This is a genomic window from Gloeobacter kilaueensis JS1 (assembly GCF_000484535.1).
Taxonomy (GTDB): domain Bacteria; phylum Cyanobacteriota; class Cyanobacteriia; order Gloeobacterales; family Gloeobacteraceae; genus Gloeobacter; species Gloeobacter kilaueensis.
Genome location: NC_022600.1, coordinates 793,389 through 811,464, shown reverse-complemented (window position 1 = coordinate 811,464; position 18,076 = coordinate 793,389). Strand labels below are relative to the sequence as shown.

Here is an 18,076-nt window from a genome sequence, read left to right as displayed (position 1 = left end):
TCATCAAGAGTGTACTATCCCCCAAAACCCTTGCCCTTCTTTTTGCCTTTGCTCTTGTTGGGATTGGACTTTTTGGAAGAAGATTGGCCGCGCCAGCCGGGGCCGAGGGCCGGGTTGGGACCGGGAGCGGGTCCACGGCGATTGTTGCCGCCGCCGAACATGTTGCCCATGCCGCCCATGCCGCCGCCGAAGGGGCCACCGCCGCCCATCATCTTCATCATCTGGCGCATCCGATTAAAGTCGTTGAGCAACTTGCCCACGTCTTCGAGGGAGACACCGGAGCCTCTGGCGATGCGGCGCTTGCGCGAAACATTAATCAAATCGGGGCTGCGGCGCTCTTGCTTGGTCATCGAGCCAATCATCGCCTCGGCTTTTTTAAGCTGCACCTCGCCCTGGCGAATCTGGTCGTCGCTGATTTTTCCCATGCCGGGCATCAGCTTGAGCAGGCCGCCGAGGGAGCCCATGCTCTTGACCATCCGCATCTGCTTGATGAAATCTTCAAAGTCGAACTGGCCCGAGAGCAACTGCTGCTCCATCTTGGCCGCATCGGCAAAATCGATTTCTTCTTGCGCCTTTTCGACCAGGGTGAGCACGTCGCCCATGCCGAGGATGCGCGAGGCCATCCGGTCCGGGTAGAAGGGCTGGAGGGCTTCGACTTTTTCGCCGACACCGACAAATTTAATCGGTTGACCGGAGATCTTGCGCACTGAGAGGGCGGCACCGCCGCGCGTGTCGCCGTCGAGTTTGGTGAGAATCGCACCGGTGATCCCTAAGCGCTCGTGGAAGGCGCGGGTGAGGTTGGCTGCCTCCTGGCCGGTCATCGCATCGACGACCAACAAAATCTCATCGGGTGCGATCGCCGCCTTGATCCGCTCCAGTTCGGCCATCATCGCCTCGTCGATCGACAGCCGACCGGCTGTATCGACGATGAGAACGTCGTAGCGGCCCGCAATCGCCTGATCGAGGGCGTGGCGGGCGATATCGACCGGATCGGCGGCGGCCCCTTCGGAGAAGACCGGCACCTGAATTTGAGCGCCCAGGGTCTGCAACTGGTCGATCGCCGCCGGGCGATAGACATCCGCTGCTGCGAGCAACGCCTTTTTGTTGTTTTTATGAAGATAGAGGGCCAGCTTGGCTGTGGCGGTTGTCTTACCTGTGCCCTGCAGACCCGCCATCAAGATCACCGCCGGGCGGCCTTTGACCTGAGATTCGGCGAGGGGAACATTTTCCTCGCCCATCGTCTTGAGGAGCTGGTCGTAGACAATCTTGATAAACTGCTGGTCCGGCGTAACGCCCTTGATGACCTCAGCTCCGAGGGCGTCGTCGCGCACATCGGCGATAAACTCTTTGACCACCTGAAAGTTGACGTCGGCCTCAAGCAGGGCGCGGCGCACGTCGCGCAACGCCTCGTCGATGTTGCCCTCGGTGATCCGGTCCTGGCCCCGCAACTTGCGCCAGGCTTCCTCTAGTTTTTCGCTGAGCGCGTCGAACATATCATCTGCAGCATGGATTGCCAGTATCGCACGAAAAAAAACCGAGCAGCAAGCCCCTGGCCTGACAAAGAAAGCACATTTTCAGCTGTACCCATCCATACCAAACTATCCGTTCGGCTTACATCAAGGGATGGATGAATCCTTTTTTATCCTTCTCTATGTTTGATGTAGCAGTTGGATTTGGAGAGCAAACAAATGTTGAATTTGCTTTGGACTGTGGTCGTCTTGATGATCATCGCGGCGCTTCTTGGCTTTGGCGGCGTTGTGGCGGCCTTGAAGAGCGTTGCCTGGTTCTTGATCGTCGGTGCTGTGATTCTGGCCGTCGTCGGTTTCGTTACCGGACGCAGCGCTGTCTGAGGAACCGGACAGGTCAAAAGCGCATCACCTTCAAAGACGGCAACGGGGCCGTCGGCCACCACGAATTGCAACGCATTTAAAAATGCCAGTTCCGGTGCCCCTGTGCTGTTCTGCACGGGCGCAAGGGCTGGCATTTTGCCTGCCAATCTGGCACTTGTTTTCTCACGGCGGTCGGTCGCTCCGACCGTCAGTTTGTTAGTAAAAGCATAGGCTCTCCGTGCCGGTCTATGGGCACAGGACACCTGCCGTGATAGATTTTTGAGGGCCATTGGAACCAGGAGATTGAGCACGAAGGCCAGTTTGCATCAGCTTATCGATCGCTTTGTGGACCGCTCGGTGCTGGTCGTGGGCGATCTGACCCTTGACGAATTTATGAGCGGCCTGGCAGAGCGCATCTCTCGGGAGGGACCGGTCTTGATCTTGCGCCACGAGCGGACCCGCCAGGTGCCGGGCGGTGCCGCCAACGCCGCCTTCAACCTGGCCCGCCTCGGTGCAAAGGTAACCGTGGCCGGGGTAGTGGGCAGCGACAGCCAGGCGGACGTGCTGCGGGATTTGCTGCGGGCGGGTGGGATCGACCTGTCGGGATTGATCGTCGATCTGGAGCGGCCAACTGTGACCAAGACCCGCATCGCCGCCCACAGCCGCCAGTCGGTCACCCAGCAGGTGGTGCGCATCGACCGCAAGTCTGACCAGCCCCTGCCGCCGCCACTCACTCAGCAGCTGGCGACAGCGATTGCCAGGCACGCCGCTTACTGCGACGCCCTGGTCTGCTCGGACTACTCGGAAGGGGTGTTCGGCGAGGAGACGATCGCCGCTGCACTGGCCCATCCCTGCGTCGTCGTCGATACGCACCTGTGGCTGGAGCGCTACCGGGGAGCGACTGTGTTTACCCCCAACATTCCGGAGGCGGAGACGGCAGTGGGCTATGCGATCCGCGATGCCGCCTCCCTTGAGCGCGCCGGTCGCGACCTGCTGGAGCGCACTGCCGCCCGCCACATTTTGATCACCCGAGGCGAGGATGGCATGTCGCTTTTTAGTGCGGGAGAAGCTGTGCAGCACATTCCCGCCTTCAACCGCACCCAGGTCTTCGATGTCACCGGAGCGGGGGACACGGTGGTGGCCGCCTTTACCCTCGCTTTGATCAGCGGCGGCAGCGCCTACCAGGCAGCCATCCTGGGCAATCTGGCGGCGAGCATTGTCGTGCGGCGCTTTGGCACCGACACGACCAGTCCCGCCGAACTGCACGCCTTCCTTGAGGATATAGAGTGGCTGAACGAGTCGTAAGCGTCCAGGTCCTCCAGCAGCAAGTCGCCGCTGCCCCGGAGCGCTGGCGGCCCCTGGTGCTCACCAACGGCTGCTTCGACATTCTGCACGCCGGGCACGTCCACTACCTGGAGCAGGCGCGGGCACTGGGCCGCACCCTGGTGGTGGGCCTCAACAGCGACCAGTCGGTGCGGCAGCTCAAAGGACCCACCCGGCCAGTCGTACCCGAGGGCGAGCGGGCCACGGTCCTCGCTGCCCTGCGCGCCGTCGATGCTGTCGTCGTCTTCGCTGAAGCGACGGCAACCGCTTTGGTAGAGGCGCTGCAACCGGATATCTACGTCAAAGGGGGAGACTACGCGACTAGAGATCTGCCCGAGGCCCAGGCGGTGGCGGCGGGCGGCGGCAAGATCGTGTTGATTCCCTTTCGCTGGCAAACGTCTACCAGTGCCCTGCTGGCGCGCATTCAAAAGCTATAGATTCGGTCCGGCCTGTTCAACCTGTTCGAGCAGCCCCGGCAATTGGGCGCACCAGCGGGCGTGGGTGAGGCCGTTGGAGGCGATGAGCCCTCCCCACAGGCGCATGTCGGCCCGATTATAAATAAGCGGCTCGCTGTCGAAGCGGCTGACGGTGCCGCCCGCCTCTTCGAGCACCAGCTGCGGAGCGGCCAGATCCCAGTCGCGCGGAGCGGTCTTGCCCGATAGACCAATGTAGACTTCTGCTTCTCCGGCGGCGATCGAGCAGAGCTTACAGCCCAGCCCGCCGTGGATAATCTGTTCTTTTTTAGGAAGCCTGGCTAAGAGTGCGTCCAGCCGCCAGTCGCGGTGGGCGCGGCTCACGATAATCCGGCACTCTTTGGGCACAGTCACTTCACTGACCCGGATGCGTTCGCGCCTGCCCGCCCGGTCCTCGACGAAGGCTCCGCCCCCTTTGCGGGCAAAGTAAACGCACTCGCGCACCGGCCAGGCCACCGCCCCCAGAATCGGGCGGCCCTCCTCCACCAGGGCGATGTGAACGGCAAATTCGCCCGTGCCGTCGATAAAGTCCCGCGTGCCGTCGATCGGATCGATGACCCAGACAAGAGGCCGGTCGAAGCGCTCGCCGCCACCTATCGTCTCTTCGCTCAGATAAGCAAACTGTCGGGTGCCGAACTCCGAGCGCAACTGTTCGAGAATAAAGCGATCGGCGGCAATATCGGCGGTCGTGACCGGGCCATCGAGCTTTTCTTCGATGGCGATGGGCTGCTTGTAATAATCAAGAACGATATCCGCCGCTCCCCAGGCAGTCTGACGGGCTATCTCAAGCAGGTACTCAGGTGTTGGTTCCACAGGTGCAGTCCGGACGGGATGCAAAGAAATAGCCTTCCCAGGCCATAATAACGGCGGATATCCAATTGTTGGCCACCATGTCCAGCGCACGCCCGGCTTTTGCTGATCCCATCCCAAACGACCTCCAACCGATCCTGGACGCCCTGGTCGATGCCGCCGACAAACGGACCGGCGATGCCATCGAACTGTTAAAGATGCTGCGCTTTCTTGAAAATCTGCACCTGTGGCTGCGGGACAACTACTACATGGAGGCGCTGCCCACCAACCGCCAGGAACTGTTCGATCTGCTGATGCAGATGGAGCAGCAGGGCAACTGGCCCCACCTGCCCCGCACCCAGTTGCGCACCCTGATTGGCCGGCTCATCCAATCGGGCAGCGCCGATTAGCGGTTGACCAGCACCACCGTCGAGACCGCTGTTCCCTGCTCGCTCAGGTGGCTGAAGATGAGCTGCTGCACCTGCTCACCGGGGCGGCCCAGGGGCGATTCGACCACCAGCCGAAAGTGGCCCCGCTCGTCGCTGAAGATCGAGTTGTTGGTGTAGATCAAACCTTTTTGGGAGCGCACCTGGTAGAAGACGGCACCGAAGGGTTTGGCTGTCACCCCTTCGACGACGTAGGCCCGATTCATCACCAGGGCGTGGGCCGGCGGAGCCTTGGTGAGCAGAATACCCTGGGCAGCGAAGGCATCGGCGCTGATGGGCGTGTCGAAGAAGGCACCGTTGCTTCTGGCGGTCCGGGCGCAGACCTGCTGGTTCTCCTTTGGAACACCGTCGGGGCTGCCGCTGTCCGTCAGCCGGGCCGGCAGGGCAGTCAGCACCGGCAACAGCGTCGCGGCCATAAAGTGCAGGTGGGGGGCGACACCCACATCCCGCCCGCTCAAGGCGATGAGCTGACCGGCCTGTACCCGCTGGCCGGGAGACACCTGGAGCCGGCTGAGGTGGGCGTAGAGCGTGTAGTAGCCGTGGCCGTGATCGAGAACGACGCTTTTGCCGATGCCCTCCTCGACTTTTGGTACCGGCACCACCCGACCGGCGGCGGCGGCGGTGACGGGGGTGTCTACGGGCATCGCAAAATCCCAGGCGTAGCGGTTGGAGCGCTCGTGGTGGCTGTAGCCGCCGTTGTTGCCCTGGCTCACGCGATAGCAGCTTCCGTAGCGAAAGGGCAACCGGAGCGGCAGGGCGCGCGCGTCGCCGGGTAGGGTGCGCAGGGCAGAGAGATTGATGGGCGCTGGACCGCTGTAATCGCTGGTGACGTCGCTGATATTGAGGGTGGTCTGGCAGGGGCCGGGGGCAGCAAGGGCAAGCAGGGCAATCAGCAGGCAGGGGTAATGGCGGAAGTGGGCGTGCATGGGAGAGGGTCGGGCAGGAGTATAAACTTTTCGATCGCCTGGGCCACACCGTCCGCTTCGACGTCGGGAGCAACCCAGACCGCCTCGGCCTGAACAGCGGCGGGAGCCCTGCCCATAGCCACCCCCACGGCGGCGTAGCGAATCATCTCAAGATCGTTGAGCTGGTCACCTACTGTCATCACCTGCTCTGGGGAAATCTGCAGGTGCTGCTCGGCCAGAAAACGCACTGCCAGCCCCTTATCGGCCTCGGGATGGGTCACCTCGACGAAGGTTGGATCGGACTTGGTGAGATAGAGGACATCTCGACTGTAGCGTTCGCCGAGCCTTTTGAGCAGCGCGTCGGTCGTCTGTTCGCTGTCGGTGTGGCCCAAGATCTTCGTCGGCTCAGCGGTGAGCACCCGGCGCAGGTCGCCTACCGGCACCGGTTCGACCCCGGTGCGCTCGCCGTAGCGGCGAATTGCAGGCGTGATCTCGTTTACGTAGAGGGTGTCGTTGAGGTAAAGATGGACCGCCAGCCCCTCGCCCTCCAAAAAATCGAGCACCTCAAAGGTCCGCTCGATCGGAACCGGTCTGTGGAGCAATACTCGCCCATCTGCTGGATCTTTAATCAGTGCGCCCTGATAGCAGATGAGCGGCAGCTCCGAGCCGACCATCCGGTAGAAGGGCAGCGCAGCGCGATACATCCTGCCGGTAGCAATCGCCACCTTCACCCCCTGGCGGCGGGCCGCCTGGATCGCTGTGAGCACCGCCTGGCGCACCTCTGGCCGGTTGCCGATAATCGTGCCGTCGAGGTCGAGAACGAGCAATGTAATTGGCATCCCAGCAGACCCGATGGTGAACTTCCCAGGCTTACACTAACAGGGAAAATGGGCCTGTTGTTGCTAAATATTGAGGGAGGAAGCGCTCAAATCGGCTCTACTCAAGGCTTTCGTGCTTTAATGGTCCAAGAGCGATCTGAGGAGAAGTCGACTACATGAACAAAGGCGAACTGGTGAAGGCCGTGGCCGAAAAGACCAAAATCACCCTCAAGGAGGCGGACGCTGTGATCAGTGCCGTCTTCGACGAGATTCAAGAAACTGTCGCAAGCGGCGAAAAAGTGACGCTGGTAGGCTTTGGCACCTTCGAAGCGCGCAAGCGGGCCGAACGGGAAGGGCGCAATCCCAAGACCAACGAAAAGATGATCATTCCGGCGACGGTGGCCCCGGCCTTCAGTGCGGGCAAGACCTTCAAAGAAGCCGTATTAAGCAACAACAAGTAGAAATTTTTGTTTTTGAGAAGGGGGGTGCGTCCTGTGCGCATCCCTACTTTTTTGGAGGCTGAGGGGGTGGCGCTCCTGGCACTGTGGGCGCGAGGGGAGCACTCTGAGTCGGCCCTCCGGCAGGAACGCGGGTGGCTGTCGATCGATCGAGCCAGCCGGCGCTGAGCACGACTGTCAGGGCAACAAACCCGGCGGTGATTGCCCAGGTCACCCGATCGAGGTTGCTCTCGGCGGTCTTTTGACTGGCAAACATCTGGGCACTGCCGCCGATGGCTGCGATGCCGTCGCCCTTGGCAGCGTGCAGCAGCACGGTGACGATGATCCCCACCGCCAGCAGCGACCAGACTATCCGCAAAATGATCACCAGGACCGTCATCGAAAAATTCTCCTATTCGTCGAGTCTGCGGACCTGGCTGAAGCCCAGTTCGACCGGCGTGTCGCGGCCAAAGATCGAGATGAGTGCCTTGAGGGTGCCGCGCTCGGGGTTGACCTCGACCACCTCGCCGTTGAAGTCCTGAAAAGGACCGGCGGTGACTTCGATCTTGTGGCCCGGTTCGAGATCGACCTTGATCACCGGCTCCTCCTGCTCGGCAGCCCGGAAGATGCGGTTGACCTCGGCTGAACCCAGCGGACGCGGGGTGACGTGACCACGGCCCCGACCGTAGCGGCGGCGCTCCTCGGTGCCGACGAAGTTGATCACGTTGGGGGTGTTTTTGACCACCTGCCACGATTCGTCGTCCATCACCATCTGGATGAGCACGTAGCCCGGAAAAATCTTCTCAGCGCTGGAGGCGCGGGAGCCTTCCTGCCGGATGCGGATCGCCTGGCGCTCGGGAATCTCGACTTTGAGGATGCGGTCGTTCATCTCGAGGGTCTGAATGCGCTGCTCAAGATTTGCTTTTACTTTTTTTTCGCAGCCGGAGGCAACCTGGACAAAGTACCAGTGCGGTTCAATCTGCTCAGGCTTTTTGGCGGTTTCCATCAGAAGATCAGCCCCGATAACCATCTCAACAATTCGTCCAGCAGGTAAATAAAGCTCGCCATCGCCACGACGATGAGCAGAACGGAGGCCGACTGGGCGATCACCTGTTTGCGATCCGGCCAGACCACCTTGTCGAGTTCGCCCCGCACCTCGGCGAGAAATTGCCGGGGATTAAATTTCGCGGCGGGAGTAGATCTCGGCTCGGTAGTCACTGACGGGTACTCCGACATAAAAGTGGCGCGTGGTGAAGGACTCGAACCCTCGACATCAGGTTTTGGAGACCTGCGTTCTACCAACTGAACTAACCACGCATCGCCGCACCCGCCCAGACAGCGGATGTGCAACTACTGATCATAAAGAGTGCCGATCCTTGCGTCAAGGCAAAACCGGAGAAGCACCTAGCTGCTCTTGCGCGTCACTTTTTGCTTGACGCGGGTTGCCTTGCCGACGCGCTGACGCAGGTAGTAGAGCTTGGCGCGGCGGACGCTGCCCAGGCGCGTCACCGTCAGACTCTCGACGCGCGGCGAATGCACCAGAAAGACGCGCTCGACGCCGATGCCCTGAAAGATGCGGCGCACGGTGATCGTCCGGTTGATCCCGCCGTGGGCCATCGAGATGATCGTGCCCTCGAAAGCCTGGATGCGCTCCTTGCCGCCCTCGCGGATCCGGACGTTGACCTTGACGGTATCGCCGATGTGCAGATCGGGTAATTTTGCCTTCAGCTGCTCCGCCTCGATCGAGCGGATGATCTCCTGGGCATTCATATCAGTAATCTTTGCAATTGCTCAACAGTGTCCCAGCCTATCACTTTGAACACCAGGCAGCAAGCTCAGTACAGCAGCACCCCATCGCGGCCATCGGTCTCCTCCAGCAGAACCTTCACCTGCTCGTGGCGGGCGGTGGGCAGTTTGCGGCCTACTAGATCCGGATGGATGGGCAGATCCCGCCAGCCACGGTCGATCAGGCTGACCAGCCGGATGGCAGCTGGACGGCCATAGTCGTTGAGGGCGTCGAGGGCGGCGCGCACGGTGCGGCCCCGATAGATCACATCGTCGATGAGATAGACGTTGCGGGCGGTGATATCGACGGGAATCTCGCTCGGGGTGAGGGGCCGCACGCCGATGTCGCGCAGATCGTCGCGGTAGAGGGTGATGTCGAGGGCACCAACTGGCACCGCCGTTTCTTCTAAGCCGGCGATGAGCTGCCCCAGGCGTCTGGCCAGGGGCACGCCACGGGTATAGATCCCTAAGAGCACCAGATCGTCGGTGCCCCGGTTGTGCTCGACGATCTGGGTTGCGAGCCGCTGCAGTGTGCGGCGCAACTCGATGGCAGAAAGAATTTCGACAGGTTCACGGGTCATGGCGACATATTATATGGGTGCTGCCCACGAACAAATCTCGCGATCTCTATGACTGCCTGTGATAGCACGATGCGCTGGGCAAGCGCCCTTTCCCGTCAGAGCCAGCCGGAGGCGGCGATTGGCGAGTGTGTCGAGCGCATCCTGGATCAGCTAGAAGGATTGCCGGTCGATTTGTTGTTTGTCTTTGCTTCGGCGGATCTGGCCCGCATGGCCGGCGATTGGCTTGCCCAGTTACAGCTGCAGTTGCCAAGCCGGGTGCAGCTTGGCTGCTCCGGCGGCGGGATTATCGGTGCGGGCAGCGAAGTCGAGCAGCCACCGGCCCTCGCCCTCCTTGCGGCCCACCTGCCCGAAGTCGAGCTGGTGCCTTTCTGGCTGGAAGCCGAAGGTCTACCCGACCTCGACAGTCCACCGAAAGCCTGGGAAGCCCTGGTCAAAGTTCCAGCGACCGCCGGCCCCCATTTTGTACTGCTGGCCGACGGTGCCAGCTTTCCGGTCGAGAGCCTGCTGGGCGGCCTCGATTTTGCTTTTGCCGATGCCGTTAAAGTCGGCGGCCTCGCCAGCGGCGGCAACCGGCCCGGCGGCAATCGGCTTTTTCTGGGCGAGCGTTCGGCCAGTCGGGGCCTGGTGGGCGTTGCGCTCACCGGCAATATCGCTGTGACAGCGGCGGTGGCCCAGGGGTGCCGGCCCATCGGCGACACCTTCCAGATCACCCACGTCGAGGGCAACATGATCTGGGAACTGGGCGGAAAACCGGCGCTGCAGGTTCTCCAGGAAGTAATCAGTGCCCTGGACGAGCACGATCGGCAACTGGCGAGCCATTCGCTCTTCGTCGGCATCCGGATGAGCGAGTTTCAGATGGGCAACGGCCAGGGCGACTTTTTGGTGCGCAACTTGATGGGCATCGAACCGCGCAACGGCGGACTCGCTGTAGGCGAGTGGCTGCGCTCCGGCCAGACGATCCGCTTTCACCTGCGCGACGCCCTCACCTCCCGCGAAGATCTCAAGCTCGTCCTGCAGCGCTACCGGCTCGAACACACCGGCAATCCCCCCGCAGGGGCGCTGCTTTTTTCGTGCCTGGGCCGGGGAGAATATCTTTACGGCGAGCCGAGCGTCGATAGCCGCCTTTTTGCCGGAATCTTTGGCCCGCAGGTGCCCCTCGCTGGTTTTTTTTGCAGCGGCGAAATCGGCCCGGTCGGAGCGACGACGTTTTTGCACGGCTACACCTCCGCATTTGGCCTGTTTCGCCCGCGCCGCTGAGCAGGGCTTTGACAAAGCTCGATCTGATTTGGCAGAATAGATGGCTGTTGTCATCCGCTCGAAACAGGTTGGTAAGTGCTTCCGGGCACACCTGTAAGGCGGCAGGAGTCTCGATGGTTTACGCAATTGTTGAAACAGGCGGCAAGCAGGTGCGCGTCGAGCCGGGCCGCTTCTACGATGTCGAGCTACTGGCTCTCGAAGTCGAAAGCACCGTTGCCCTCGATCGCGTACTGCTGGTGCGCCACGACGGCGGCGTGAGCGTCGGTCAGCCCCTCGTCGCCGGTGCGAGCGTCCAGGCCCGCGTTCTCCAGCACGGCAAGGCTCCCAAAGTGATCGTCTACAAGATGCGCCCCAAAAAGCATTACCGCCGCAAAAAGGGCCACCGCCAGCCCTTCACCCGGCTGATGATCGAGGCCATCGACTTTGACGGCCAGAGCTTTAGCGCCCAACCGGCCACCAGCACCTAAGGAAGTAACCCACCATGGCACACAAAAAAGGCACAGGCAGCACCCGCAACGGTCGCGACTCCACCGCCCAACGGCTGGGCGTCAAGCGCTACGGCGGGGAGCTGGTCAAAGCGGGCAACATCCTGATTCGCCAGCGCGGCACCAAGATTCACCCCGGCAAAAACGTCGGACGCGGCTCCGACGACACCCTCTTTGCCCTCATCGAAGGGGTCGTCACCTTCGAGCGCTACGGGCGCGACCGCAAAAAAGTGAGCGTCTACCCGGTCGCCGAAGTCGCTCTCCAGCCCCAGGCCGCCCAGTAGTCACAAGATATTTTTTAAGGCTCTGCCGCTGGCCCAAGCATCCGTTCGGGGCGCACCCAGCGATCAAATTCTTCTGCCGTTAAAAACCCCAGTTCCAGACAGGCTTCGCGCAGGGTCTTGCGCTCGCTGTAGGCTTTTTTGGCCACCGCTGCCGCCCGGTCGTAGCCGATGTGGGGGTTGAGGGCGGTGACCAGCATCAAGGCGTTGTCGAGGTAGTGCTGGATCTGGGCGTGGTTCGGCTCCAGCCCCACCACCAGATAGTCGGTAAAGCTCGCGCTGGCCGAGGCGATAAGCCGGATCGAGTGGAGCAGATTGTGGATGAGCAGGGGCTTGAAGACGTTCAACTCGAAGTTGCCCTGGGAGCCGGCGATGGCGATCGCAGCGTCGTTGCCCAGCACCTGCACGCAGGCCATCGTCATCGCCTCGCACTGGGTCGGATTGACCTTGCCCGGCATGATCGAGGAGCCCGGCTCATTTGCCGGCAAGATCAGCTCCGCCAGTCCGCAGCGGGGACCGGAACCGAGCCAGCGCAGGTCGTTGGCGATCTTGATGAGAGCAACAGCCAGAGTCCGCAGCATTCCGCTCGTGGCCACGATCGGCTCGTGGGCCGCGAGGGCGGCAAACTTGTTAGGAGCGCTGATAAAGGACAGACCAGTTAAATCGGCGATCTGTTGGGCCACCGCGACGGCGAAGCGCGGGTGGCTGTTAAGGCCAGTACCGACCGCCGTTCCGCCCAGAGCCAGCTCCAACAGGGCAGGCAGGCAGGCGCGCAGGCGCTCGAGGGCCTGATCGATCTGGGCGACGTAGCCGGAGAACTCCTGGCCCAGCGTAAGGGGCACTGCGTCCATCAGGTGGGTTCGCCCTACTTTGATGATCGCCTCGAAAGCGTCGGCCTTTTGAGCGAGCGCCTCGCGCAGGCGGCCTACTTCTGGCAGCAACCGGTAGTGCAACTGCTCGACAGCCGCGATGTGCATCGCCGTCGGAAACGTGTCGTTGGAGGACTGGGAGCAGTTGACATCGTCGTTCGGGTGGATCGGATCTTTGCTTCCCAATACGCCGCCGGCCAGCGCGATTGCCCGGTTCGCGATCACCTCGTTGACGTTCATGTTCGTCTGGGTGCCGCTGCCGGTCTGCCAGACCCGCAGCGGAAAGTGGTCGTCGAGGCGGCCTGCGATCACCTCGTCCGCCGCCTGGACGATAAGCTGCGCCTTTTTTTCGCTCAATTGTCCCAGCTGCTGGTTGACGAGGGCAGCCGCCTTTTTGAGAAGGCCAAAGGCGCGGATCATCTCCCGAGGGATCAGATCGTCGCCAATAGAAAAGTACTGCAGTGAGCGCTGGGTCTGGGCCCCCCAGTAGCGGTCCGCTGGTACCTCGATCGCACCCATGCTGTCGGTTTCAATCCGCTTACTTGCTGAAAAGTCCATCTGCTCGCCCCTCGCCTCTGCGGTTTCAATCTGACATATTCCCGGTGCCGATTGCTCAGGCAAGACTGCGCGGGTGCCTCCTGGGAGCCGGAGCGGGGTGGGCGTTGCCTGACAATAGCACGACCGGTCGTGCTATTCTGAGGGTCATGACAACCTCCGCTGCTGCCCAGACCCGCGAGCGCATCTTGCAAACCGGGCTTAATCTGCTCAGTGAAGCGGGCCTGCCGGGCGTCACCCTTGGGGTGCTGGCCCAGCAGGTCGGCATGTCCAAAAGCGGCCTGTTCGCTCACTTTCGCTCCAAAGAAGAGGTGCAACTGGCGCTGTTGGAGCACATGAGCGTGATCGCCGATGCCTGCGTCCTGCAGCCGGCCCTCCAGGCAGCCGAGGGATTGCCCCGGCTCGAAGCGCTTGTCTCCCGCTGGTTCGGCTGGCCCGCGAAGGCAGGGCTGCGGGGGGGCTGTCCGATCTCAGCCGCCCTCTTTGAACTGGACGACATCGCAGGCAACGTCCGATCGCGCGTGCTCGAACTGGAGGCGCGGTGGCGCGCTCTTCTGGGGCAACTGGTCCGTCGGTCGGTCGAACTTGGCCATCTGCGGGCGGATCTCGACGCCGATCAGTTTGTCTGGGAGCTGTGCGGTATTTATCTAAGTCACCACGCCTCCTATCGCTTTCTAAAAGATCCCCGCGCCGACGAGCGGGCGCAGATAGCCTTTGGGGCGTTGCTGGACCGCTCGCGCCAAAGTTGAAATCCATTCAAGAAGGAAAATTCACGATGCTCTTCACACCTGTTCAACTCCTCTCGCCTGTGCTCGTCGCAGGCATCTTCATCGCACTTTGCTCGCTCCTGCAGGAACCTGCCCGCCGCAACTTCAGCGCAATCCTGATCGCCGGGGCGGGGGCTGCCTACCTGAGCGGTGGGCTGGGGGTCTGGGAATTCGTCTTCTGCACCCTCATGACCTTTGTCGCCTACCGGGGCCTCGGTGATTATCGCTTCGTCGGCCTGGGCTGGCTTTTACATACCGGCTGGGATGTGATGCACCACCTTTACGGCAACCCGATCGTGCCTTTTGTGCCGGAGTCCTCCTTCGGCTGTGCGATCTGCGATGCGGTCCTGGCGCTGTGGTATTTTCTGGGCGCTCCTTCGGTTTATCCGTGGCTCGAAGTTGCTCTACCGGAGCGGTTCAAGTTGAAGTGAACTCGCTCGGGCCGGCCTCACCGGTTTTCGAGAGTCCTGGTAGCTTGAGAGAATCACTCTTTTGCGGGCGTTCTATGGGTCGGGCTGGCTGGGCAGTCTTGAGCGTCGGTGCGCTCACACTTTGCAGTTGCAACAACCTGCGCATCGAGCCGGTCAAAGTCGAGATTGCCAACCTCACCGCCCGCTCCTGCAGCCCTGAGAGCCTGCTCGGGTTGCCGCCGGACGAGCGTCGGGCCATCTGCTACGAAATTCAGGGCACCGCCCACAACGCGAGCAGCCGCGACCTGCGCAAGGTCAACCTCTACGGCGTGATCGAGGACGCCGAGGGCACGATCGTCCGCGAAGGCCGCATCGGCAACCTGCCGGATCTCGACCATGGCCGCACTGTTCCTTTTAACGTTCGCGTCTTTTTTAGCCAAAAAATTCGAGAACCGCTCAAATTCGACGCTTTTCGCGCCAGAGGCTTCAGCTAATCGCCACCGGCAGGTGGCCCGTCCAGGCGGCGCTCGAAAAAAGGGCCGCCGCCGCTGCCGTCTGGCTCGCCTTTGAATTGTCGTAGGCACAGATGAGCACCGGCAATTCGCGGAGTGCTGCCAGGGCATAGGGGCTGCCAAAGGAAATAAAGACGATGCGGGGATTGATCTGCAGCAGTTGCTGGAGGGCGGTACGATGGGCCTCCAATAGACCGGCGCTGTTGTCGCCTACGAAAACTTTTAAGTAAGCAGCCACCACCAGCACCTCACAGTCTCGGGCGAGGGTACGGGCGGCCTCCAGTTCCGCCGCCTCTGGCTGCACGGACCAGGCAAGCGAGCGGGCAGGCTGCAGAGCAGGAGCGAACTCGGCACTGTCGCGCCCGAAGGCACCGGTTCCTGGAAAGTTGGTGAGCGTCAGTACCCCGAGGCGCTGGCCGGCAGCAAGGGGCAGCAGTCCTCCCCGGTTTTGCACCAGAGTGAGCGCCCGGCGGGCGATCTGCTGGGCGGTGCGCTGGTGCGCGGGGGTGCCCACGATCGAAGCGAGAGCCGCCGGATCGACCTGGGCACCGCGATCGAGCCCGAGCAAAGCTTTGGCAGCCAGGATGCGCCGCACGGACGCGTCGAGGCGGCTCTCGCGGATCTGGCCGCGCCGCACGGCCTGGAGGATAGCCTGCATCCCTGCCGCCACCCCAGCGAGCGGCGACGGGTCGCCTTTGGCGTCGCGGCCCGTTGGCGTAACGAGCACATCGCACCCGGCCTCGATCGCCATCCGTTGTGCCCGGCCCGGATCGCCGGCAAAATCGAGCACCGACTGCATTCCAAGCGAATCGGTGTAGACGAGGCCCGAGAAGCGCAGATCCCGGCGCAAAAGCTCTCCTATTACCCGCCGCGACAGCGACGCCGGTACAGGCTTCGAGTCGATCGCCTCGACCCAGAGGTGGGCGGCCATCAATCCGTGGGGCGCTCGGGCGGCGAGCACCTGGCGGTAGGGCTTCAACTCTACCTGCTCCAGTTCCCTCAGCCTGCCGCGCACCGCGCCGAATTCGCGGTGGGTGTCGATACTGACGTTGCCGTGGCCCGGAAAATGTTTGATCGTGGCGAGGGCTCCGTGTTCTTCGATGCCGGCAATGTAGGCGGCTGCCAGGCGGCTCACCAGATCGGGCGATTCGCCGAAGGAGCGGACGTTGATGATCGGGTTATGGGGGTTGTTGTTGATATCGAGCACCGGGGCAAAGATGACGTGAACACCCAGAGCCCGCGCCTCCAAGGCAGTAATCGTCCCGGCCTGGTAGGCGAGTTGCGGGTCGTTCGCCGCGCCCAGAGCCATCGCAATTGGCAGGTCGGTGGCCCCGTCGATGTAGGCTCCGGCTCCCCGCTCAAAGTCGGCGCTCACAAGAAGCGGCAGGCGGCTCAGCGCCTGCAGGCGGTTGAGCTGGCGGACCAGCGGCTGGGCGGCGGTGCGAAAGATGATAAATCCGCCGACGCCGTAGCGCCTTACCAGTTCGTCCGCCTGCTCGCTCGATTCGAGCATCGGCATCATCAGCTGGCCAATCTTCGCTTCGAGGCTGAGCTTTGCGAGCGTCTGCTCGACCCAGCTGTTGCGCGCCCTGGCTGCCCCCGGCAGCAGGTTCGCAAGCAGGAGCACCTGAAATGTCCGCCGAGAAATCATCCGGGTCAGAGCGGTACGATCGAGCGCTGGCACTCGGGACAGACCGCGTGGATCGTAAGCTGACAGTCGAGCAGCTTGAAGCCCCGCTCCTGAGCGGCTTTAGAGCCGATCGTGAGAATCGGGTTGCTCTTAAATTCGATCGTGCGGTAGCACTTGACGCAGACGAGGTGGTGGTGGTGGTGGGGATAGGGCTGATTCAGCTCGTAGTGCTTGTGGCCCTCGGCCAGCTCCAGTTCGCGCAGGATGCCCATGCGCGCCATCAGCTTCAAGGTGCGGTAGACAGTAGAAAGACTGATGCCGGAGGTGGCCTCCAGACGGGCGTGCAACTCCTCGGCATTGAGGTGGTTGCCCTCGGGCAATTCTTGAAAAACCTTGAGGATGACCTCGCGCTGGGGAGTCATCCGCCAGCCCTTCGAGTTGAGTTCAGCTTTGAGGGCCGCCGGGGTGTATGATGTTGTGTTGACCATAGGGCCGTTCTCAAAAAGCTTTGCTTATTGACAATATACACGACGGCTGGGGCCAGTGACAGTCCCTGTCGCACCGGGATCTCAAACAGAAATGGCACCGTGCAGTGCCTGGCTCTGCTGGCGCAGTTGCCGCAGCGTCGCTGCGAGTTTCTCGAAGGCGGCTGCCTCTGCGCCTACGGATCTACTGGCCTCCAGCCAATCGCGCACGTCCAGCTCAAAGCGGGCCAGGTCGTAGTGGCGATCGAGCACCAGCAGATAGCGGCCCGGTTCGACTTTGTGCAGGAAAATTCCCGGCCAGTTGTGCAGCGGTGCAATCTCGCCCACCCAGAGCACAGCCAGATGCTCGGAGAGTGTCTGGACCTCGACAAGATCGGGCGGCTGGGCAACTTCGAGGTTCTCTACCGTCTTGACGATCGCCGTCGCCATATCCGGATCGATGAGCCGCAGCCGCATCACCACATCGTCGGGCAGCACCAGATAAAAAGACTTCGACGGGCGGCCAAACTTCTTCGGTCGCCCGGTCTTGCCCTTTTTTTTCTCGCCTGTTGCCTTGGGCATAGCGCCAGTATAAGGGTCTGTTGCGATCGTACTTTTGCTATGTAAAATACACCATAAGGCAAGTTTCTTAGACTAAATTATTGGTGATGGAGCGAGCCCAGGCACCGGGGCACTTGAGAAGGAGGCGCAGATGTTGCAGGGGCTCAGCTTTCCGGGCAGACAGGTGATCGTCCTCTACGAGTGCTACTGGGGCCAGTTGGGCCGTATCCGTGCCCTCGATCGCACGGGCCTCTGGATTATCGAACTCGACGAGGGAGATGAGTACGGCCCGGTCCTGCTGGCCCTCGAGTCCCAGGCTTTTCGATTGGCCACCTGAACTATTGTCCGAGGGGAGCCGGGATGGGACGGTTCGTCGGCACCTGGCGGAGCACTGCCTTAAGATGCGGTTCGACCCGGCGCGCCGGGGTGAAGCCGGTGGCGTCGTAGGCCAGACGACCCTGGCCGTCGAACAGCAGCAGGCGCGGCACTTCCCCCTTGAAATAGGGCTGTAGCTCGGGCTGATCCTGCGGAAAGGCGTCTACGTTTACGGCAATAAAGTTGACAGCCTGACCAAAGCGCGCCTGGAGAGCAGTCACTTCCGCCGCTTGCTTTTTGCAGTCTCGCGAGTCGAAGACGTAGAGGATGACGAAGGCAGGCTGCCCACGCCGCACCGATTCGGCCAGGCTGAGACGGGGTGGGATCAAAGCACCATTGTTGCCATACAGCGAGAAGATATTGCCCTCATAGGAATCATCGGTGATCGCAGCAAAAGTGATCCCCGCCAGCGAGATGATCGCGCAAAAAGCCAGAAATATTGCTGTGAAACTCTTTGACAGCTTGTAAACTGTTTGCTTGCTCATTGGCTTCCTGTTTAGCCCATTTTTAGAATAGCGCTAGTT

At 61.8% G+C, this 18,076-nt stretch carries 26 protein-coding genes and 1 tRNA gene; 12 read left to right on the top strand and 15 right to left on the bottom strand.

Annotation, left to right across the window (positions count from 1 at the left end; genetic code table 11):
* Positions 1-14: 14 nt before the first annotated feature.
* Positions 15-1,493: a signal recognition particle protein gene (gene ffh / locus GKIL_RS03735; RefSeq protein ID WP_023172070.1), complete on the bottom strand. Its 1,479-nt coding sequence runs from the start codon at positions 1,491-1,493 to the stop codon at positions 15-17.
* 195 nt (positions 1,494-1,688) lie between these two features.
* Between ffh and GKIL_RS24500 the strand changes: the two genes are divergently transcribed.
* The 3 genes from GKIL_RS24500 to rfaE2 all read left to right on the top strand — a co-directional run bounded on the left by GKIL_RS24500 (position 1,689) and on the right by rfaE2 (position 3,589).
* Positions 1,689-1,850: a DUF1328 family protein gene (locus GKIL_RS24500; protein ID WP_023172069.1), complete on the top strand. Its 162-nt coding sequence runs from the start codon at positions 1,689-1,691 to the stop codon at positions 1,848-1,850.
* A 282-nt stretch (positions 1,851-2,132) separates the two neighbouring features.
* Positions 2,133-3,134, top strand: a complete 1,002-nt coding sequence (locus tag GKIL_RS03730) for a bifunctional heptose 7-phosphate kinase/heptose 1-phosphate adenyltransferase (RefSeq protein ID WP_023172068.1) — start codon at positions 2,133-2,135, stop codon at positions 3,132-3,134.
* Positions 3,116-3,589, top strand: coding sequence for a D-glycero-beta-D-manno-heptose 1-phosphate adenylyltransferase (gene rfaE2 / locus GKIL_RS03725; protein WP_023172067.1), 474 nt, complete (start codon positions 3,116-3,118; stop codon positions 3,587-3,589). The genes GKIL_RS03730 and rfaE2 overlap by 19 nt, the downstream gene beginning before the upstream one ends.
* On the opposite strand, the gene GKIL_RS03720 is transcribed toward rfaE2, so the two are convergent.
* A complete protein-coding gene (locus GKIL_RS03720; RefSeq protein ID WP_023172066.1) occupies positions 3,584-4,438 on the bottom strand; it encodes a 3'(2'),5'-bisphosphate nucleotidase CysQ family protein in 855 nt (284 codons plus the stop codon). The genes rfaE2 and GKIL_RS03720 overlap by 6 nt on opposite strands.
* A 77-nt stretch (positions 4,439-4,515) precedes the next feature.
* Between GKIL_RS03720 and GKIL_RS03715 the strand changes: the two genes are divergently transcribed.
* Positions 4,516-4,824: a hypothetical protein gene (locus GKIL_RS03715; protein ID WP_023172064.1), complete on the top strand. Its 309-nt coding sequence runs from the start codon at positions 4,516-4,518 to the stop codon at positions 4,822-4,824.
* Here the strand turns inward: GKIL_RS03715 and GKIL_RS22260 are convergent.
* Positions 4,821-5,786 (bottom strand): M23 family metallopeptidase, encoded by a 966-nt coding sequence (locus GKIL_RS22260; protein WP_023172063.1) that lies wholly within the window; start codon positions 5,784-5,786, stop codon positions 4,821-4,823. The two genes, GKIL_RS03715 and GKIL_RS22260, sit on opposite strands and share 4 nt — an antisense overlap.
* Positions 5,750-6,604, bottom strand: coding sequence for a Cof-type HAD-IIB family hydrolase (locus GKIL_RS03705; protein ID WP_023172062.1), 855 nt, complete (start codon positions 6,602-6,604; stop codon positions 5,750-5,752). The genes GKIL_RS22260 and GKIL_RS03705 overlap by 37 nt, the downstream gene beginning before the upstream one ends.
* Before the next feature lie 155 nt (positions 6,605-6,759).
* On the opposite strand from GKIL_RS03705, the gene GKIL_RS03700 reads away from it, so the two are divergent.
* Entirely contained in the window at positions 6,760-7,044 is a 285-nt protein-coding gene (locus GKIL_RS03700) for an HU family DNA-binding protein (RefSeq protein ID WP_023172061.1), read from the top strand.
* Between the two features lie 43 nt (positions 7,045-7,087).
* On the opposite strand, the gene secG is transcribed toward GKIL_RS03700, so the two are convergent.
* From secG to pyrR, 6 genes are all read right to left on the bottom strand, one after another.
* Positions 7,088-7,420 carry a preprotein translocase subunit SecG gene (gene secG / locus GKIL_RS03695; RefSeq protein ID WP_023172060.1) on the bottom strand — a complete coding sequence of 111 codons (333 nt, stop codon included), beginning with the start codon at positions 7,418-7,420 and terminating at the stop codon, positions 7,088-7,090.
* Between the two features lie 12 nt (positions 7,421-7,432).
* Positions 7,433-8,050: a transcription termination/antitermination protein NusG gene (nusG, locus tag GKIL_RS03690; protein WP_051382646.1), complete on the bottom strand. Its 618-nt coding sequence runs from the start codon at positions 8,048-8,050 to the stop codon at positions 7,433-7,435.
* Positions 8,026-8,238 carry a preprotein translocase subunit SecE gene (gene secE / locus GKIL_RS03685; protein WP_187293878.1) on the bottom strand — a complete coding sequence of 71 codons (213 nt, stop codon included), beginning with the start codon at positions 8,236-8,238 and terminating at the stop codon, positions 8,026-8,028. The genes nusG and secE overlap by 25 nt, the downstream gene beginning before the upstream one ends.
* A gap of 23 nt (positions 8,239-8,261) precedes the next feature.
* A tRNA-Trp gene (locus tag GKIL_RS03680) sits at positions 8,262-8,337 on the bottom strand.
* 87 nt (positions 8,338-8,424) lie between these two features.
* Positions 8,425-8,790, bottom strand: a complete 366-nt coding sequence (gene rplS / locus GKIL_RS03675) for a 50S ribosomal protein L19 (protein ID WP_023172057.1) — start codon at positions 8,788-8,790, stop codon at positions 8,425-8,427.
* A gap of 65 nt (positions 8,791-8,855) precedes the next feature.
* Positions 8,856-9,386, bottom strand: coding sequence for a bifunctional pyr operon transcriptional regulator/uracil phosphoribosyltransferase PyrR (gene pyrR / locus GKIL_RS03670; RefSeq protein ID WP_023172056.1), 531 nt, complete (start codon positions 9,384-9,386; stop codon positions 8,856-8,858).
* A 48-nt stretch (positions 9,387-9,434) separates the two neighbouring features.
* On the opposite strand from pyrR, the gene GKIL_RS03665 reads away from it, so the two are divergent.
* The 3 genes from GKIL_RS03665 (at position 9,435) to rpmA (ending at position 11,412) form a co-directional block, all read left to right on the top strand.
* Positions 9,435-10,643 (top strand): FIST signal transduction protein, encoded by a 1,209-nt coding sequence (locus tag GKIL_RS03665; protein WP_023172055.1) that lies wholly within the window; start codon positions 9,435-9,437, stop codon positions 10,641-10,643.
* A 113-nt stretch (positions 10,644-10,756) separates the two neighbouring features.
* Positions 10,757-11,110, top strand: coding sequence for a 50S ribosomal protein L21 (rplU, locus tag GKIL_RS03660; RefSeq protein WP_023172054.1), 354 nt, complete (start codon positions 10,757-10,759; stop codon positions 11,108-11,110).
* A 14-nt stretch (positions 11,111-11,124) separates the two neighbouring features.
* Entirely contained in the window at positions 11,125-11,412 is a 288-nt protein-coding gene (gene rpmA, locus GKIL_RS03655; protein WP_023172053.1) for a 50S ribosomal protein L27, read from the top strand.
* A 14-nt stretch (positions 11,413-11,426) separates the two neighbouring features.
* Here the strand turns inward: rpmA and fumC are convergent, their stop codons facing one another.
* Positions 11,427-12,836, bottom strand: a complete 1,410-nt coding sequence (fumC, locus tag GKIL_RS03650; protein ID WP_023172052.1) for a class II fumarate hydratase — start codon at positions 12,834-12,836, stop codon at positions 11,427-11,429.
* A gap of 146 nt (positions 12,837-12,982) precedes the next feature.
* Between fumC and GKIL_RS03645 the strand changes: the two genes are divergently transcribed.
* The 3 genes from GKIL_RS03645 to GKIL_RS22255 all read left to right on the top strand — a co-directional run bounded on the left by GKIL_RS03645 (position 12,983) and on the right by GKIL_RS22255 (position 14,504).
* A complete protein-coding gene (locus GKIL_RS03645) occupies positions 12,983-13,582 on the top strand; it encodes a TetR/AcrR family transcriptional regulator (RefSeq protein ID WP_023172051.1) in 600 nt (199 codons plus the stop codon).
* A 26-nt stretch (positions 13,583-13,608) separates the two neighbouring features.
* The gene (locus GKIL_RS03640) at positions 13,609-14,031 is read left to right on the top strand and encodes a DUF6010 family protein (protein ID WP_023172050.1); all 423 of its coding nucleotides are present in this window, start codon (positions 13,609-13,611) and stop codon (positions 14,029-14,031) included.
* 74 nt (positions 14,032-14,105) lie between these two features.
* Positions 14,106-14,504 (top strand): FxLYD domain-containing protein, encoded by a 399-nt coding sequence (locus tag GKIL_RS22255; RefSeq protein WP_023172049.1) that lies wholly within the window; start codon positions 14,106-14,108, stop codon positions 14,502-14,504.
* On the opposite strand, the gene GKIL_RS03630 is transcribed toward GKIL_RS22255, so the two are convergent.
* The 3 genes from GKIL_RS03630 to GKIL_RS03620 form a co-directional block, all read right to left on the bottom strand.
* The gene (locus GKIL_RS03630; protein ID WP_187293877.1) at positions 14,497-16,149 is read right to left on the bottom strand and encodes a glycoside hydrolase family 3 protein; all 1,653 of its coding nucleotides are present in this window, start codon (positions 16,147-16,149) and stop codon (positions 14,497-14,499) included. The genes GKIL_RS22255 and GKIL_RS03630 overlap by 8 nt on opposite strands.
* A 29-nt stretch (positions 16,150-16,178) precedes the next feature.
* Positions 16,179-16,640: a Fur family transcriptional regulator gene (locus GKIL_RS03625; protein ID WP_023172045.1), complete on the bottom strand. Its 462-nt coding sequence runs from the start codon at positions 16,638-16,640 to the stop codon at positions 16,179-16,181.
* Between the two features lie 81 nt (positions 16,641-16,721).
* Positions 16,722-17,198 carry a hypothetical protein gene (locus tag GKIL_RS03620; RefSeq protein WP_023172044.1) on the bottom strand — a complete coding sequence of 159 codons (477 nt, stop codon included), beginning with the start codon at positions 17,196-17,198 and terminating at the stop codon, positions 16,722-16,724.
* Between the two features lie 130 nt (positions 17,199-17,328).
* On the opposite strand from GKIL_RS03620, the gene GKIL_RS03615 reads away from it, so the two are divergent.
* A complete protein-coding gene (locus GKIL_RS03615; RefSeq protein WP_023172043.1) occupies positions 17,329-17,514 on the top strand; it encodes a hypothetical protein in 186 nt (61 codons plus the stop codon).
* 1 nt (position 17,515) lies between these two features.
* On the opposite strand, the gene GKIL_RS03610 is transcribed toward GKIL_RS03615, so the two are convergent.
* Positions 17,516-18,037 carry a thioredoxin domain-containing protein gene (locus tag GKIL_RS03610; protein WP_023172042.1) on the bottom strand — a complete coding sequence of 174 codons (522 nt, stop codon included), beginning with the start codon at positions 18,035-18,037 and terminating at the stop codon, positions 17,516-17,518.
* Positions 18,038-18,076 lie beyond the last annotated feature (39 nt).

Excerpts from the sequence above, each read along its gene's own strand:
- rplU (WP_023172054.1), top strand. The coding sequence starts at position 10,757 with ATGGTTTACGCAATTGTTGAAACAGGCGGCAAGCAGGTGCGCGTCGAG.
- GKIL_RS03615 (WP_023172043.1), top strand. The coding sequence starts at position 17,329 with ATGTTGCAGGGGCTCAGCTTTCCGGGCAGACAGGTGATCGTCCTCTAC.
- ffh (WP_023172070.1), bottom strand. The coding sequence starts at position 1,493 with ATGTTCGACGCGCTCAGCGAAAAACTAGAGGAAGCCTGGCGCAAGTTG.
- GKIL_RS03665 (WP_023172055.1), top strand. The coding sequence starts at position 9,435 with ATGACTGCCTGTGATAGCACGATGCGCTGGGCAAGCGCCCTTTCCCGT.
- GKIL_RS03645 (WP_023172051.1), top strand. The coding sequence starts at position 12,983 with ATGACAACCTCCGCTGCTGCCCAGACCCGCGAGCGCATCTTGCAAACC.
- nusG (WP_051382646.1), bottom strand. The coding sequence starts at position 8,050 with ATGGTTATCGGGGCTGATCTTCTGATGGAAACCGCCAAAAAGCCTGAG.
- rplS (WP_023172057.1), bottom strand. The coding sequence starts at position 8,790 with ATGAATGCCCAGGAGATCATCCGCTCGATCGAGGCGGAGCAGCTGAAG.
- GKIL_RS22260 (WP_023172063.1), bottom strand. The coding sequence starts at position 5,786 with ATGCACGCCCACTTCCGCCATTACCCCTGCCTGCTGATTGCCCTGCTT.
- fumC (WP_023172052.1), bottom strand. The coding sequence starts at position 12,836 with ATGGACTTTTCAGCAAGTAAGCGGATTGAAACCGACAGCATGGGTGCG.
- GKIL_RS03640 (WP_023172050.1), top strand. The coding sequence starts at position 13,609 with ATGCTCTTCACACCTGTTCAACTCCTCTCGCCTGTGCTCGTCGCAGGC.
- GKIL_RS03625 (WP_023172045.1), bottom strand. The coding sequence starts at position 16,640 with ATGGTCAACACAACATCATACACCCCGGCGGCCCTCAAAGCTGAACTC.
- GKIL_RS03715 (WP_023172064.1), top strand. The coding sequence starts at position 4,516 with ATGTCCAGCGCACGCCCGGCTTTTGCTGATCCCATCCCAAACGACCTC.
- GKIL_RS03705 (WP_023172062.1), bottom strand. The coding sequence starts at position 6,604 with ATGCCAATTACATTGCTCGTTCTCGACCTCGACGGCACGATTATCGGC.
- rpmA (WP_023172053.1), top strand. The coding sequence starts at position 11,125 with ATGGCACACAAAAAAGGCACAGGCAGCACCCGCAACGGTCGCGACTCC.
- GKIL_RS22255 (WP_023172049.1), top strand. The coding sequence starts at position 14,106 with ATGGGTCGGGCTGGCTGGGCAGTCTTGAGCGTCGGTGCGCTCACACTT.
- secG (WP_023172060.1), bottom strand. The coding sequence starts at position 7,420 with ATGACGGTCCTGGTGATCATTTTGCGGATAGTCTGGTCGCTGCTGGCG.
- GKIL_RS03700 (WP_023172061.1), top strand. The coding sequence starts at position 6,760 with ATGAACAAAGGCGAACTGGTGAAGGCCGTGGCCGAAAAGACCAAAATC.
- GKIL_RS24500 (WP_023172069.1), top strand. The coding sequence starts at position 1,689 with ATGTTGAATTTGCTTTGGACTGTGGTCGTCTTGATGATCATCGCGGCG.
- GKIL_RS03620 (WP_023172044.1), bottom strand. The coding sequence starts at position 17,198 with ATGCCCAAGGCAACAGGCGAGAAAAAAAAGGGCAAGACCGGGCGACCG.
- GKIL_RS03610 (WP_023172042.1), bottom strand. The coding sequence starts at position 18,037 with ATGAGCAAGCAAACAGTTTACAAGCTGTCAAAGAGTTTCACAGCAATA.
- pyrR (WP_023172056.1), bottom strand. The coding sequence starts at position 9,386 with ATGACCCGTGAACCTGTCGAAATTCTTTCTGCCATCGAGTTGCGCCGC.